The organism is Cellulomonas sp. P24, assembly GCF_024704385.1.
Lineage (GTDB): Bacteria > Actinomycetota > Actinomycetes > Actinomycetales > Cellulomonadaceae > JAJDFX01.
Map to the genome: position 1 here is coordinate 2,379,785 of NZ_JAJDFX010000002.1, position 12,454 is coordinate 2,392,238.

Annotated in this window: 12 protein-coding genes and 1 tRNA gene; 9 read left to right on the forward strand and 4 right to left on the reverse strand. The window is 69.9% G+C overall.

Annotation, left to right across the window (positions count from 1 at the left end):
• Nucleotides 1-11 precede the first annotated feature (11 nt).
• A tRNA-Ser gene (locus LJB74_RS11080) sits at nt 12-100 on the forward strand.
• A gap of 235 nt (nt 101-335) precedes the next feature.
• On the opposite strand, the gene LJB74_RS11085 is transcribed toward LJB74_RS11080, so the two are convergent.
• A complete protein-coding gene (locus LJB74_RS11085; protein WP_259308583.1) occupies nt 336-1,202 on the reverse strand; it encodes a Cof-type HAD-IIB family hydrolase in 867 nt (288 codons plus the stop codon).
• 145 nt (nt 1,203-1,347) lie between these two features.
• Between LJB74_RS11085 and LJB74_RS11090 the strand changes: the two genes are divergently transcribed.
• From LJB74_RS11090 to LJB74_RS11125, 8 genes are all read left to right on the forward strand, one after another.
• Nucleotides 1,348-2,004, forward strand: coding sequence for an SIS domain-containing protein (locus tag LJB74_RS11090; protein ID WP_259308584.1), 657 nt, complete (start codon nt 1,348-1,350; stop codon nt 2,002-2,004).
• Complete coding sequence (locus LJB74_RS11095) at nt 2,001-2,969, forward strand: ribokinase (RefSeq protein ID WP_259308585.1); 969 nt, start codon at nt 2,001-2,003, stop codon at nt 2,967-2,969. The genes LJB74_RS11090 and LJB74_RS11095 overlap by 4 nt, the downstream gene beginning before the upstream one ends.
• 4 nt (nt 2,970-2,973) lie before the next feature.
• Entirely contained in the window at nt 2,974-3,828 is an 855-nt protein-coding gene (locus LJB74_RS11100; RefSeq protein ID WP_259308586.1) for an N-acyl homoserine lactonase family protein, read from the forward strand.
• Between the two features lie 17 nt (nt 3,829-3,845).
• Nucleotides 3,846-4,241: a D-ribose pyranase gene (gene rbsD, locus LJB74_RS11105; protein WP_259308587.1), complete on the forward strand. Its 396-nt coding sequence runs from the start codon at nt 3,846-3,848 to the stop codon at nt 4,239-4,241.
• A 62-nt stretch (nt 4,242-4,303) separates the two neighbouring features.
• The gene (locus tag LJB74_RS11110) at nt 4,304-5,284 is read left to right on the forward strand and encodes a sugar ABC transporter substrate-binding protein (protein WP_259308588.1); all 981 of its coding nucleotides are present in this window, start codon (nt 4,304-4,306) and stop codon (nt 5,282-5,284) included.
• 28 nt (nt 5,285-5,312) lie between these two features.
• Nucleotides 5,313-6,875 (forward strand): sugar ABC transporter ATP-binding protein, encoded by a 1,563-nt coding sequence (locus tag LJB74_RS11115; RefSeq protein ID WP_259308589.1) that lies wholly within the window; start codon nt 5,313-5,315, stop codon nt 6,873-6,875.
• Nucleotides 6,872-7,885 carry an ABC transporter permease gene (locus tag LJB74_RS11120; RefSeq protein WP_259308590.1) on the forward strand — a complete coding sequence of 338 codons (1,014 nt, stop codon included), beginning with the start codon at nt 6,872-6,874 and terminating at the stop codon, nt 7,883-7,885. Before LJB74_RS11115 ends, LJB74_RS11120 begins: the two co-directional genes overlap by 4 nt.
• Before the next feature lie 51 nt (nt 7,886-7,936).
• Entirely contained in the window at nt 7,937-8,977 is a 1,041-nt protein-coding gene (locus tag LJB74_RS11125; protein ID WP_259310345.1) for a LacI family DNA-binding transcriptional regulator, read from the forward strand.
• A gap of 90 nt (nt 8,978-9,067) precedes the next feature.
• Here the strand turns inward: LJB74_RS11125 and rsgA are convergent, their stop codons facing one another.
• The 3 genes from rsgA to LJB74_RS11140 all read right to left on the reverse strand — a co-directional run bounded on the left by rsgA (nt 9,068) and on the right by LJB74_RS11140 (nt 12,366).
• On the reverse strand, nt 9,068-10,129 hold the full coding sequence (gene rsgA / locus LJB74_RS11130; RefSeq protein WP_259308591.1) for a ribosome small subunit-dependent GTPase A: 1,062 nt from the start codon (nt 10,127-10,129) through the stop codon (nt 9,068-9,070).
• 204 nt (nt 10,130-10,333) lie between these two features.
• On the reverse strand, nt 10,334-11,671 hold the full coding sequence (locus tag LJB74_RS11135; protein WP_259308592.1) for an FtsX-like permease family protein: 1,338 nt from the start codon (nt 11,669-11,671) through the stop codon (nt 10,334-10,336).
• Nucleotides 11,668-12,366 (reverse strand): ABC transporter ATP-binding protein, encoded by a 699-nt coding sequence (locus tag LJB74_RS11140; protein WP_259308593.1) that lies wholly within the window; start codon nt 12,364-12,366, stop codon nt 11,668-11,670. The genes LJB74_RS11135 and LJB74_RS11140 overlap by 4 nt, the downstream gene beginning before the upstream one ends.
• Between the last annotated feature and the right edge of the window lie 88 nt (nt 12,367-12,454).

Genomic DNA, 12,454 nt, shown 5'->3' on the forward strand with positions numbered 1-12,454 from the left:
TAGGCGGGCTTGGAGACGTCGCATAGCCAGGTCTAGTGCGCGACCCTGCTAAGGTCGTGAAGGGGTAACCCTTCCGTGGGTTCAAATCCCACCGTCTCCGCTCTGGGTGCCTGATCAACCTCAGGCCCGTGAGTGACAGAACTCCTCGTGAGGAGCCCGGACGGGCTTCTGACGGGGAGTTTCGTCGTTCTCGGGGCCCCCTGCCGCCATGCGCGTGGGGGTTCGCGGCACCACGGAGGGCTCGTGTGCGGACATCGGCGGAGGGGCTCACCGGACCTCGGGAGAGGACTCGCGCGCTCCGCGGCGCCCCACGAGACCGATGGCCCACGTTCGCGTCAGTCGCTCCATTCCAGCCCGAGAACCGTCGAGATCGTCCGGACGACGCCGTTGTGGTTGTTCGATGGTGCGATGAAGCGTGCTGCATCACGAACCACGGGATGTGCATTGTCCATCGCGAACGAGTAGTCCGCCGTGTCCATCATCTGCAGATCGTTCAGGAAGTCGCCGAACACCATCGTCTGAGAGCGTTCGATCCCCATCTCCTGCTGAAGACGGCGGACTGCGGCTCCCTTGTTCGCGGTCTGGCTGATGACGTCGACCCAGTGGGCGCCTGAGACCACGACCTGCAGAGACGCGTGGTAGGCCGACAGAGCCGGAGCGGTCGTGGTCTCGGCGGATCCGAAGTCGAAGAATGCGACCTTGAGCACGTCGTCATCGGGAGCGTCGAGCAGGTCGGGGACAACCTGAACGCGACTGAAGAACCGCATCACCTGCTCCAGGAATCGCGGATCCTCCCGCTCGACGTAGGCGGAGCCCTTCCCGCACACCACGACACCGACGTCCACGCCCGAGGCGATGAGGTCGCGCGCTGTTCCGACGAGATCCGCAACCGCGTCGCCTGCCAGGCAGTCCGAGGCAACCTCCTGCCCGTCGCGCACGATGTACGTCCCGTTCTCCGCGATGAACACGACCCGGTCGGCGACGTCGCGGAAGCGCTCGAGGAGGTTGTCGTACTGCCGTCCGCTCGCCGGGCAGAAGACGATGCCCCGACGGTCCAGCTCGTCGAGCAGCGGCCAGAGGTGCTCGTGGAGCTGGTCGTGCTGGTCGAGGAGGGTGCCGTCCATGTCCGCCGCGATGAGCCGGATGTCGGGTCGGGGGTCGGTGGGGAGCAGCTCGAAGGGCGGCGTGGAGTCGATGGTCACGGGCCGATGATGCCAGTCCTCGGCGTCGTCCGGTTTCCCGGGAGGGTGGGCGTGGACAGCCTGAGCCGACGACGTCTTGACAGCCCACAGAGGCGGCTCTACGGTGAGTACACGATTACGTACACGATTACAAGGAAGTAGATCGATGAGCGCGAACGTGGACGACGTGAGTGTCGCGGGAGATCCCGTCGACCTCCGCAAGGTGGCGTTCGGTGCTGCTGCCGATGCGCTCCAGAGTGAACGGGACGCGCTCGAGGCGGTATCGAGCCGGTTGGGCGATGACTTCTTCCGTGCGGTCGAGCTCCTCGTCGCCTGCAGCGGGCGAACGGTCGTGACGGGTCTGGGGAAGTCGGGACACGTGGCCGGGAAGATCGCGGCGACCCTGTCGAGCGTGGGCAGGCCGGCGCAGTTCGTCCACGCGACGGAAGCCCTGCACGGAGACTCGGGCGCATTGACCCGCGGGGACCTCCTGATCGCCCTGTCGAACTCCGGTCGCACCGCCGAGGCGGTGGCGTTCGCTCGCTACGCCGTGTCGATCGGAGTGCCGGTCATCGCCCTCGTCGGGGTCAAGGACTCGCCGCTCGCGGACCTGAGCAGTGCCGTGATCGACGCCTCGGTCGCTCGCGAGGCAGACCCCTTGAACCTGGCGCCCACGGCGTCGACGACCGCCGCTCTCGCGCTGGGAGATGCGCTGGCCGCCGCCGCGATGGCAGTGGCGCGCTTCACCCCGGACGACTTCCACCTGCGCCACCCGTCGGGTTCGCTCGGTGAGCAGCTCGCGACCGGCGAGGACCAGCGATGACCTCCGACGTCGTGGTGGTCGGCAGCTTCATGATGGACCACCTCGTCTACGTGGAACGCCGCCCTCGGCCGGGCGAGACCGTTCGCGGCCTCGGGTTCCACGTGTCGGAGGGTGGCAAGGGCTTCAACCAGGCGGTCGCCGCCTCGCGGGCCGGAGTGACCGTCCGGATGCTCGGGCGGGTCGGCGACGACGACCTCGGGCGCCGATTCCTCAACCGAGCCCGAATCGAGGGCATCGAGACCGACGGCATCGGCCTGGATCCCGAGTCCGGCACCGGAGTGGGCGTGCCCGTGGTCGACGAGAGCGGCGAGAACGCCATCGTCGTCGTCCCCGGTGCGAACGACCAGTTCACCGTCGAGCACCTCATGGCGCACTCCGCGCTCGTGTCCGACGCGCGGGTGCTGCTCCTCCAGCGGGAGATCCCGGAGTCGACCGCGGTCCGCGCTGCCGAGCTCGCCAAGGCCGCCGGCGCCTACGTCGTGCTGAACCCGGCACCCGCCGGGCCGATCGACGCCTTCCGGGGCCTCGTCGATCTTGTCGTCCCGAACGAGGGCGAGCTGGCCGCTCTCGCGCGCGGCAGCAACGTCCTCGAGCGGGCTCGCAGCCTCTCGGCGCTCCTCGGCGGGTGCGACGTCATCGTGACTCTCGGCCCGGCGGGGGTGCTGCTGGTCACGGGAGAGGACTCGCGGGTGTTCGCGGCCGAGTCGGTCGACGCGGTCGACACGACGGGTGCGGGCGACTGCTTCTGCGGAAACCTCGCGGCGCGCCTCTCGCTCGGCGACGCGCTGGCGTCGGCGGTCGAGTACGCGATCGTCGCCTCCGGCATCGCCGTCGGACGTCGCGGCGCAGCTGACGCGGCACCGGTGCCTGAGGAGGTGCTGCTTCGCCTCCAGGCGCGACAGCGCTCCGAGGGCGACGACGAGGGGCGCGATGACGCGGCCCTGGCAACAGTGAGAGAGGGGTAGGACCGTGAGCGGATTCTCCATCTGGATGCTCGAGTACGCGCACTGTCTGACACAGCCGATGGGCTGCATCTTCTACGGGCAGTGGAACGTCGGCACCCGGAAGTTCCCGTACAGCTACGTCTACGTGGAAGGCGACGGCCACCGCATCCTCGTGGATGTCGGCCACGACGACGAGAGCTCCAACCAGGTGCTGTCCTCCCGGTACGACGTCATCGACTGGCAGGCCCCCGATGCCGTCCTGGCGAAGGTCGGCGTGCGTCCTGAGGACATCGACATCGTCGTCCTCACCCACGCCCACTACGACCACGCGGGTGCGGCTCGGCGGTTCCCGAACGCCACGTTCTACCTCCAGCGCACCGAGCTGGAGGGCTCCCGTTGGGCCCTGGCCAATGCGCACCTGTTCAAGTCGATCATCGGCGCGATCGACCCGGGCGACATCGAGATGCTCACCGAGCTCGAGCAGGAAGGGCGTCTCGTCCTGCTCGACGGAGATCTTCCGGACCTGGTCCCCGGGCTGAGCGTACGTGCGGCGAAGGACACCCACACGCCTGGATCCCAGTACGTCGTCGTCACGACGGGCGGGCAGAACTGGGTCGTCACCGGCGACAACATGTACAGCTACGAGAACGCCGAAGGCCTCGACCACGACGGCACCTACGTGAGCATCGGCTTCGGTGGCGGCAGCTCCTGGAACAACCTCACGACGATCGACGAGATGCTTCGCGCCGCCGGATCGACGGACCGGCTCGTGATCGCCCACGAGGGCGAGACATTCGTCCGGCACCCGTCCAAGGAGTTCCCCGATCACCTCTCCGTCGCCGAGCTCGTGCTCGCCGATGGTGTCACCTCACGGATCTGAGAAACGAAGGGAACCCGATGAAGAAGACAGGAATTCTCAATCGCGACGTCTCGGCGCTCGTCGCGCAGATGGGCCACTACGACACGCTGATCGTCTCGGATGCGGGATTCTCGGTCCCGCCGGGTGTCCCGTGCGTCGACCTGACGCTCTCCGCGGGCAGCCCGACCGTGGACGAGGTCGTCGCGATGGTCGGCCGCGAGCTGCAGGTGGAGAGGTTCCACTTCGCCGACGAGGCCGTGGCCGTCCTGGGCGACCGTGCCGCGGACATCTTGAGCGTCTTTCCCGAGGCGTCTGCCCAGAGCATTCCCCACGTCGATTTCAAGAAGATGGCGACAGGCGCCCGCGGAATGATCCGCACCGGTGACTGCCGTGCATACGCCAACGTCATCCTCGTCTCTGGCGTCATCTACTGACACACCTGCACGACCGCAGTCCGCACGTCGCATCGCACAACAAGCTCAAAGAGGAGTAGAAAATGCGCAAGCAACACACCAGCGTGATCGCCGCAGTGGCGATCGGGATCGTCGCACTCGCCGGCTGCAGCTCCACCGCACCGTCGACCGGCACGTCGGGTACGGCGGCGGGCGGAAAGCTGCTCGGCATCGTGTCGATCACCGCGACCGACGCGAACAACGCCCGCGTGATCAAGGGCGCGACCGCGGCTGCAGAGGCCGCCGGCTGGACCGTCGACGTCGTCGACGCCCAGGGCAGCGCCGACCAGGCGAACGCGGCGATCGTGAACTTCGCGAACAAGAAGGCCGGGATGATCTTCGACCTGGTGTTCCCCGCGTCGTCCCTCGGTGCTGGCCTCGCGGCAGCGAAGTCCGCCGGCATCCCCGTGGCGACCTGGGGCGGTGGCCCCGGCGACGGCATCGTCATGACGACCGGCGCCGGCGGGCCGTTCGCCGAGCCCGCAACCGCGAAGCTGCTCAGCGACATGAGCGACGAGGGTCAGGTGCTCGCCCTGACGTACCGGACCGGACAGGTGTGTCGCGACCGCGAGGACCTCTTCGACGAGATGCTCGCGAAGGCACCCAAGGTCACCGTGACCAAGAACGAGGTCACCATTCCCGGGTTCCTGCAGGACGGCGCCAAGTACGCCACCGCGTGGCTCGCCGCGCACCCTGCCGGCTCGGGCAACCTCGCCGTGTGGGGCTGCTGGGAGGACCCGACCCTCGGCGCGATCTCCGCGATCAAGCAGCAGGGACGCACCGACGTCAAGACCTACGGCATCAACGGCTCGAGCACCGCGATCAAGGCGGTTCAGGACGGCAGCCTGACCGCCACCGTCTACGAGGACGGGGTCAAGGAGGGCGCGACCATGTTCACCACGACCATGGAGGCGATCAAGGCGGGCAGCAGCTGGCAGCCGAAGACCGTCGACGTGCCGGGGATCCTGGTCAGCGCTGACAACATCAGCGACTTCCTCGCCTCGCACCCTGAAGCACTGAACTGACGTTCTGACGACGACGAGGAGTCACGCGATGAGCGACGAGCAGGTGGACACGAGGGTGCGGGCGGCCGACACGCAGTCGATGGTGGTCATCGATTCCGTGAGCAAGGCCTTCGGCGGGGTCCACGCGTTGCGTGACGTCTCGCTCTCGGTCCGGCCGGGAGCGGTGCACGGTCTCGTCGGTGCGAACGGGGCCGGCAAGTCGACGCTGATCCGCTGTCTGGCTGGGGTCACCCAGCCAGACAGCGGGCAGATCGTGATCGACGGCGAGCCCGTGACGATCGCCACACCCCACGACGCATCGGACCTCGGGTTGTCCTTCATCCACCAGGAGCTGAGCCTGGTGCCCGGGTGGAGCGTGCTCCGGAACATGGCACTGGGCGTTCCGCCGACGACCCGTCTGGGGCTGATCGACTGGAGGCCGATCCGCCAGCGTGCGCGCGCCGTCGCCGAGCAGGTCGGGATCGAGTTCAGCCTCAACAAGCAGGTGGACGACCTCAGCACGGCGGATCGGTGGCTCGTCATGATCGGGCGCGCCCTGATGCACGACGCGCGGCTGATCGCAATGGACGAGCCGACCGCGTCGCTGTCCGCGAGCGAGGCCGAACGACTCCACGCGATCGTCAGGGACCTCGTCGCCCAGGGCAAGGCGATCATCTTCGTGTCCCACCGGCTCGACGAGGTCTCGTCGCTCTGCTCGGACATCACCGTCTTCAAGGACGGCGCCGTCGTCCAGCAGACGACACGCGCATCGACCACGCGCGCCGAGCTCGTACGGGCCATCGTGGGTCAGGACATCGACGTCACGTCGCGCCCGGCCGAGAAGGCGACCGCGGGCGAGGTCGTTCTCGACGTGCGCGACATCCATGACGCCAAGACCCTCCACGGAGTCTCGCTGGAGGTGCGATCCGGCGAGGTCGTCGGACTTGGCGGGCTCGTCGGAGCAGGGCGGACCGAGCTCGCTCGCATCATCTTCGGTGCAGCGAAGCGCACCACCGGTCAGGTCCTGCTCGCAGGCTCCGAGGTCCACTTCGCCGCACCGGCCGACGCGGTCAGATCGGGGATCGGCATGGTCCCCGAGGAGCGGCGATCCGAAGGGGTGTTCCTCGACAGGTCGATCGACTTCAACATCAACATCGCCTCCCTGGACTCGCTCCGGATGCATCGCCTGCTCCCGCTGCTCCGCCTGCGGGAGGCGCAGCGACGTGCGCAGATCGCCGCAGACGGTGTCACGGTGAAGGCGAAAGACGTGCGACAGCTCGTCGGCGCGCTCTCCGGCGGGAACCAGCAGAAGGTCGCCATCGCCCGATGGCTGATCGACAAGCCGAGGGTCCTGATCCTCGACGAGCCGTCGAGAGGCGTCGACGTCGGGGCCCGGGCCGAGGTCCACCGCCTCGTCCGTGAGCTCGCCGCTCAAGGAACGGCAGTCCTCGCCATCTCCTCCGACAACGAAGAGCTCGTCGCGCTGTGCGACCGGGTCGTCGTGATGGCCGAAGGGGCGATCACGGGCGAGCTGACCGGCGACGACATCACCATCGATCACATCCTGTCGTTGAGCTTCGCTCACGACCGAGGGAAGGTTGCAGCGTCATGACCACGACCACGGCTGACGTCAGTGCGAAGTCGCTGCCTGGGGCAGCGGCAAAGGGTCGCAGGACCCTGGCACTCACCATCGTCTCCAAGTACGGAACCCTGATCGCCATGGCGATCATGATCGTCATCTTCGCGATGATGGTCCCGAACGGGATCTTCCTCACGACGAACAACCTGCTCAACATCGTCAACCAGTCGGCACTCACCGCGATCATCGCGAGCGGGCTCACCATGGTCCTGGTGGTCGGTGAGTTCGACCTGAGCGTCGGGTACGCGGCGAGCCTCGCAGGGATCCTGGTCACCGGTCTGATGGCCAAGCAGGGCCTGGCGATGCCGCTGGCGATCCTCGTGACCCTGCTGATCGGGGGCGCCGTGGGTTCCGCGAACGGTCTGCTCGTGACCAAGGCGCGCGTCAACGCCGTCGTGGCGACCCTTGGCCTCGGCACGGTGCTGGTCGGGCTCGCCTACGGCTACACGGCAGGTTCGCCGATCGTCCAGGTGCCGCAGGCGTTCGCGCAGCTCACCCTCGGGCGGACGCTCGGCGTCCAGAACCCGATCTGGTTCATGGCCGTCGTCCTCGGTCTTCTCTGGCTCGTCCTCAACCGCACGCCACTGGGTCAGCGGATCCAGGCAGTCGGCGCCAACACCGAGGCCGCGCGTCTCGCCGGGGTGCGGGTCGACCGGACGAAGATCGCCGCGTTCGTGATCGCGGGCGTGTGTGCCGCGATCACCGGAGTGCTGCTGGCCTCGCTGCTCGGCAGCGGTACCGTGAGCGCTGCCGACGGCTACCTGATGGACTCGTTCGCCGCAGTGTTCATCGGCTCGGCCACCCTGCGTGATGGCAGGTTCCACATCGTCGGCACACTGGTCGGGGTGCTCGTCGTCAACGTAGGGTTCAACGGGCTCAGCCTCCTGGGGACCCCGACCTTCTGGCAGTACATCTTCAAGGGCGGGATCCTGGTCCTGGCTGTCGCTCTATCGACGATCGCGCGCCGGTACTCCCGGACCTAGGACCTCCGCGTGACCGAGCTGGATGTATGAGGAGGGGGAACCTTGGCCACCATGCGTGATGTCGCCGCGGCAGCCGGCGTGTCAACGGCGACGGTGTCGCGGGTCGTGAACCAGAGCGGGGTCGTCGATCCCGAGCTCACCGCTCGCGTACGTGCTGCGATCAACGAGCTGGGGTACCGGCCGAACCTCGTGGCCCGCGGGCTGCGCAACCAGACGACGACCGTCCTGGCGCTGGTCTTCTCCGACATCGAGAACCCGTTCTTCACCTCGGTGTGCCGAGGCGTCGAGGACACTGCACGGCGTCACGGCTACTCCGTGCTGCTGTGCAACGCGGACGAGAACATCGAGAAGGAGGCCTCGTACGTCAACATCCTGGCGTCGCAGTCCGTCGCCGGGGTGATCATCAGTCCGGCCTCGGACGAGACGGACATCGAGCCGCTGGTGAGCCAGGGAGTCGCCATCGTCGCGCTGGACCGGCGGCTCGTGCACCACCCGACGGACTCGGTCCACTCGGACTCCCGTGCCGGGGCACGCAACGCGACGCGACACCTCCTGGAGTCAGGGGCGCACCGGGTCGGCTGCATCACCGGGCCGCGCGGGGTGAGCACCGCAGAGGAACGCCTCGGCGGCTACCGCGATGCGATCTCCGCCGCGCGGCTGCCTGACGAACCCGCCCTCTGCGAGTATGCGAACTTCCGTGAGGACGGCGGGTACCGGGCGGCCAAGCGGATGCTCGAGCTCCCGGAACCACCCGACGCGCTGTTCGTCGCCAACAACCGGATGCTCGCCGGTGCCCTTCGTGCGTGCCTCGAGGCCGGAGTCGCGATCCCGGACGAGGTCAGCATCGTCGGCTTCGACGACCTGCCGTGGGCGGACTTCACCCAGCCGTCCATCACCACCGTGCGTCAACCGACCTACGAGATCGGAGCCGCCGCCGCGCGGCTGCTCATCGAACGCATCGCCGGTGCTGATCTCCCGCCGCGGGAGGTCGTCTTCCAGCCGGAGCTGGTGGTCCGCGGCAGCTCGGTCAAGCGTGCAAGCAGCGCGCGGACCGACGTGCGGAAGCGGCCTGCGTCGGCATCCGCTCGTTGACGTCTCGACGGCGTGCGCGGACTTGAGCAGCTGCGGGCGTCCTGCCCCGCGTCGAGCCCGAGGTCCCCGTCGCGCTCGGGCAGCGGTCGATCAGCGCCGGTAGGGGTCCGGGCGGATGTCGCCACGGTGCTCACGGACGATCTTCTTCCAGCGGGCGCGCTCGTCGGCGGCCAGGCGGGCGTCCCCGCGGCGGGCCTGGTAGGCGGCCTCGCGGGCCAGGCGACGCCAGGAGTCGAGCCGTCGGGCCGGTAGCTCACCGGAGTCGATGGCCTCGCGCACCGCGCAGCCCGGCTCTTCGGTGTGGCGGCAGTCGCGGAATCGGCAGCGGTGTGCGAGCTCCACGACGTCCGCGAAGGTCGCGTCGAGCGCGTCGTCGTCGGCGACGAGGCCGATGCCACGCACGCCAGGGGTGTCGATGAGCCAGGCGCCGCCGGGCAGTCCGACGAGCTCGCGGTGCGTCGTCGTGTGCCGTCCGCGGCCGTCGGCGCGGCGCTCGCCGGTGGCCATGACCTCGGTGCCGGCGAGGGCGTTGACGAGCGTGGACTTGCCCGCGCCCGACGGGCCGACGGCGACGAGCGTCACCCCCGGCTCGAGCAGCGCGCGCAGCGGGGCAAGACCGACGTCGGTCGGGACGCTGACGGTGTGCACGTCGGCGCCGAGCGCGACCGCGGCGACGTCGCGGTGCAGGGCCTCCGCGTCGGGCACGAGGTCGGCCTTGGTGAGGACCACGACGGGTCGCGCGCCGGAGCCCCACGCCAGCGTGAGCAGGCGTTCGACGCGACCCAGGTGGGGTGCGGGGTCGAGGTGCTCGACGACGAGGACCACGTCGACGTTCGCCGCGAGGGCCTGGGTGCGGGACGTGCGGCCCGCGGAGTCCCGCACGAGGGCGGACCGGCGTGGCAGGACGCGGACGAGTCGCAGCTCGTCGTCCTCGACGACGAGGACGTCGTCGCCGACGGTCGGGGCGAGGTCCTCGCCGTCGTCGGACGGGACCAGACCCCCGCGCGGGAGGACGGCGCGACGTGGCTCCTCGCCCGGCTCCACCCCCGGGACCACGAGCACCGCGCCGGCGTCGACCCGGGCCACGCGGGCCGGGGAGGCAGCGGCGTGCGGCTCCAGTGACGGGAGCGCTCGGGAGTCCGGAACGGGCATGACATCGATGCTAGGAACCGGCCCCGCCGCGGGCGACCTGATTTCCAGGGCTCGGTGTGTTGTCGGGTCCGGAGCGCCGTCGGTCACAGTCGCCGTCGGTCACAGTCGCATTCGGTCACTGGCGCAACCGGGTCACCGGGCGCAACCGGGTCACCGGGCGCAACCGGGTCACCGGGCGCAGCCGGGTCCCTGGGCGCAGCCGGGTCACCGGCTGTCGTCGCGCAGCACCACCCGCATCGTCGAGCGGCTCGCGGCGGCACCGGCGACGACGAGCAGGCTCGCGGCGAGGACCGACCCCACGAACCTGAGCGCGACGTCGACGTGCGTGAAGGCCGACATCCCCATGGCAGGGACGAGCAGGAGCCCCACCGCGACGAGCGACGTCCCGATCGCCGCGTAGAGCGGGAGCAGCGTCTCCTTCATGCGCGCCTTGTCGAGGACGGCGAGGTCGGTGCCGGCCAGCGCGAGGGCCCGGTACTGGTCACGCTGGTCGATGACCCGGCCGGACTGCATGACGCCGGTGGACACCGCGGCGAGCACGCCCGCGATCGCCAGTGTGAGCAGAGCCCCGGTGGACAGGTCCGCCAGGTACTGGTGGTCGGACGCCGACGTCGTCGTGGAGGTGTCGAGGACTGCCATGACGCTCGCGATGCCGGCGATGAACGTCGCGAGCGATACCCCGCCGACCGAGCGCCAGGCCGTTCGCGGCTGGTCCATCAGGCGGCGCCCGGCGAGCAGCGTCGCGACGTCCTTGGCCCGCGCCGTGACGATCCGACCCTGGAGGTACGCGACGAACGGACCGACGACGTTGATCGTGGAGATGCCTACCACGAGCAGCCCGACCAGCACGACGACCGGGACGTTCACGTCCGAGCGCATCGTCACGCCGAAGGCCACCGCCGCCAGGAGCATCGTCAGGAGCCGGACGGCCCGGAGCCCGGCCGGTCGCACGCGCGCCGCGACCCCCAGCGGGGTGATCGCCACCCGTCGCAGGCTGGACACCGCACTGAGCAGCGCCACGACCGTCACCGCACCCACGGCGGCCAGGACGGTCGGGACCCCGACCCACAGCTCGCCGAGGTCGAACGTGCGTCCCTCGAACCGCAGGCGAGCAACCGCCGGCAGCAGTGCCGCGTACCCGAGGACGCCGGCGAGCCCACCGGCCAGCGCCTGCGCACCGGCTTCGAGCAGGGTGACGACCGCGACCTGGGCCGTCGTCGCTCCGCACAGCCGGAGCGTGGCCAGCCGGGCGTCGCGTCGGGCGACCACGAGCCTTGCGGCCGCGCCCCCGAGGGTCACCAGCGGGATCAGCAGGAGCGCGGCAGCGATGCGGGCGAGGACCGGGTAGGTGCTCTCGACGTCGCTCAGCGGGAGACCGGCCGCCCTCCCGTCGAACGCGGCGATCCCCCCGAGGACCACGAGCAGGACGGCCGTCGTCGCCCCGAACGCGATCACGGCGAGGCCGCTCGTGAGGGCCTGCGGGTCGGAGCGCCCGGCGCTGCGACGGCGCACCAGCCACCAGAGTCGTACCGCGGCGGTCACCGGGTCATCGCCTCGGTCGTGATGCGGCCGTCCTGCACCTGGATGGTGCGCGAGCACCAGCGGGCGACCTCAGGGTCGTGCGTGACGACCACGAGCGTCGCGCCGGCGGCACGGGTGCTCTCGGTGAGCACCTGCATCGTGTCGTGGCCGGTCGCCCGGTCGAGGGCCCCGGTCGGCTCGTCCGCGAACACCGCGCCGGGTGCGCCGACGAGCGCCCGGGCGATCGCCACCCGCTGGGCCTGCCCGCCGGACAGCTCGCCCGGTCGACGGTCCTGCAGGCCTGCGAGGCCGAGGTGGTCGATCCACCGGGAGGCCACTGCGCACGCGTCGCGCCGGGACGTGCCCGCGAGCATGAGCGGCAGGGCGACGTTCTCGACCGCGGGCAGCTCGGGGAGGAGCTGGCCGGACTGGAAGACGAAGCCGAAGTCCTCGCGGCGGAGCACGGTGCGCCGGGCGTCCGAGAGCGTGGTGAGGTCCGCGCCGCGCCACGTGATTGAACCGGCGGTCGGGCGCAGGATCCCCGCGAGGCAGTGCAGCAGCGTCGTCTTGCCCGAGCCGGACGGGCCCATGATCGCGACGGACTCGCCGGCCGCGATCGTCAGCTCGACGTCGATCAGGGCGTGCGCGGCGTTCAGACCGCTGCCGTACGTCTGGGTCAGCCCGAGCGCGACGAGGTCGGAGGAGGTCGTGGTCATGCGCCCATGATGGCCGCCGACACCTCGACGCGGCGTCGGACGACGGGGTGAGCCTCGACTCGACGTGTCGTCCTGGGGTCGCGGGCCG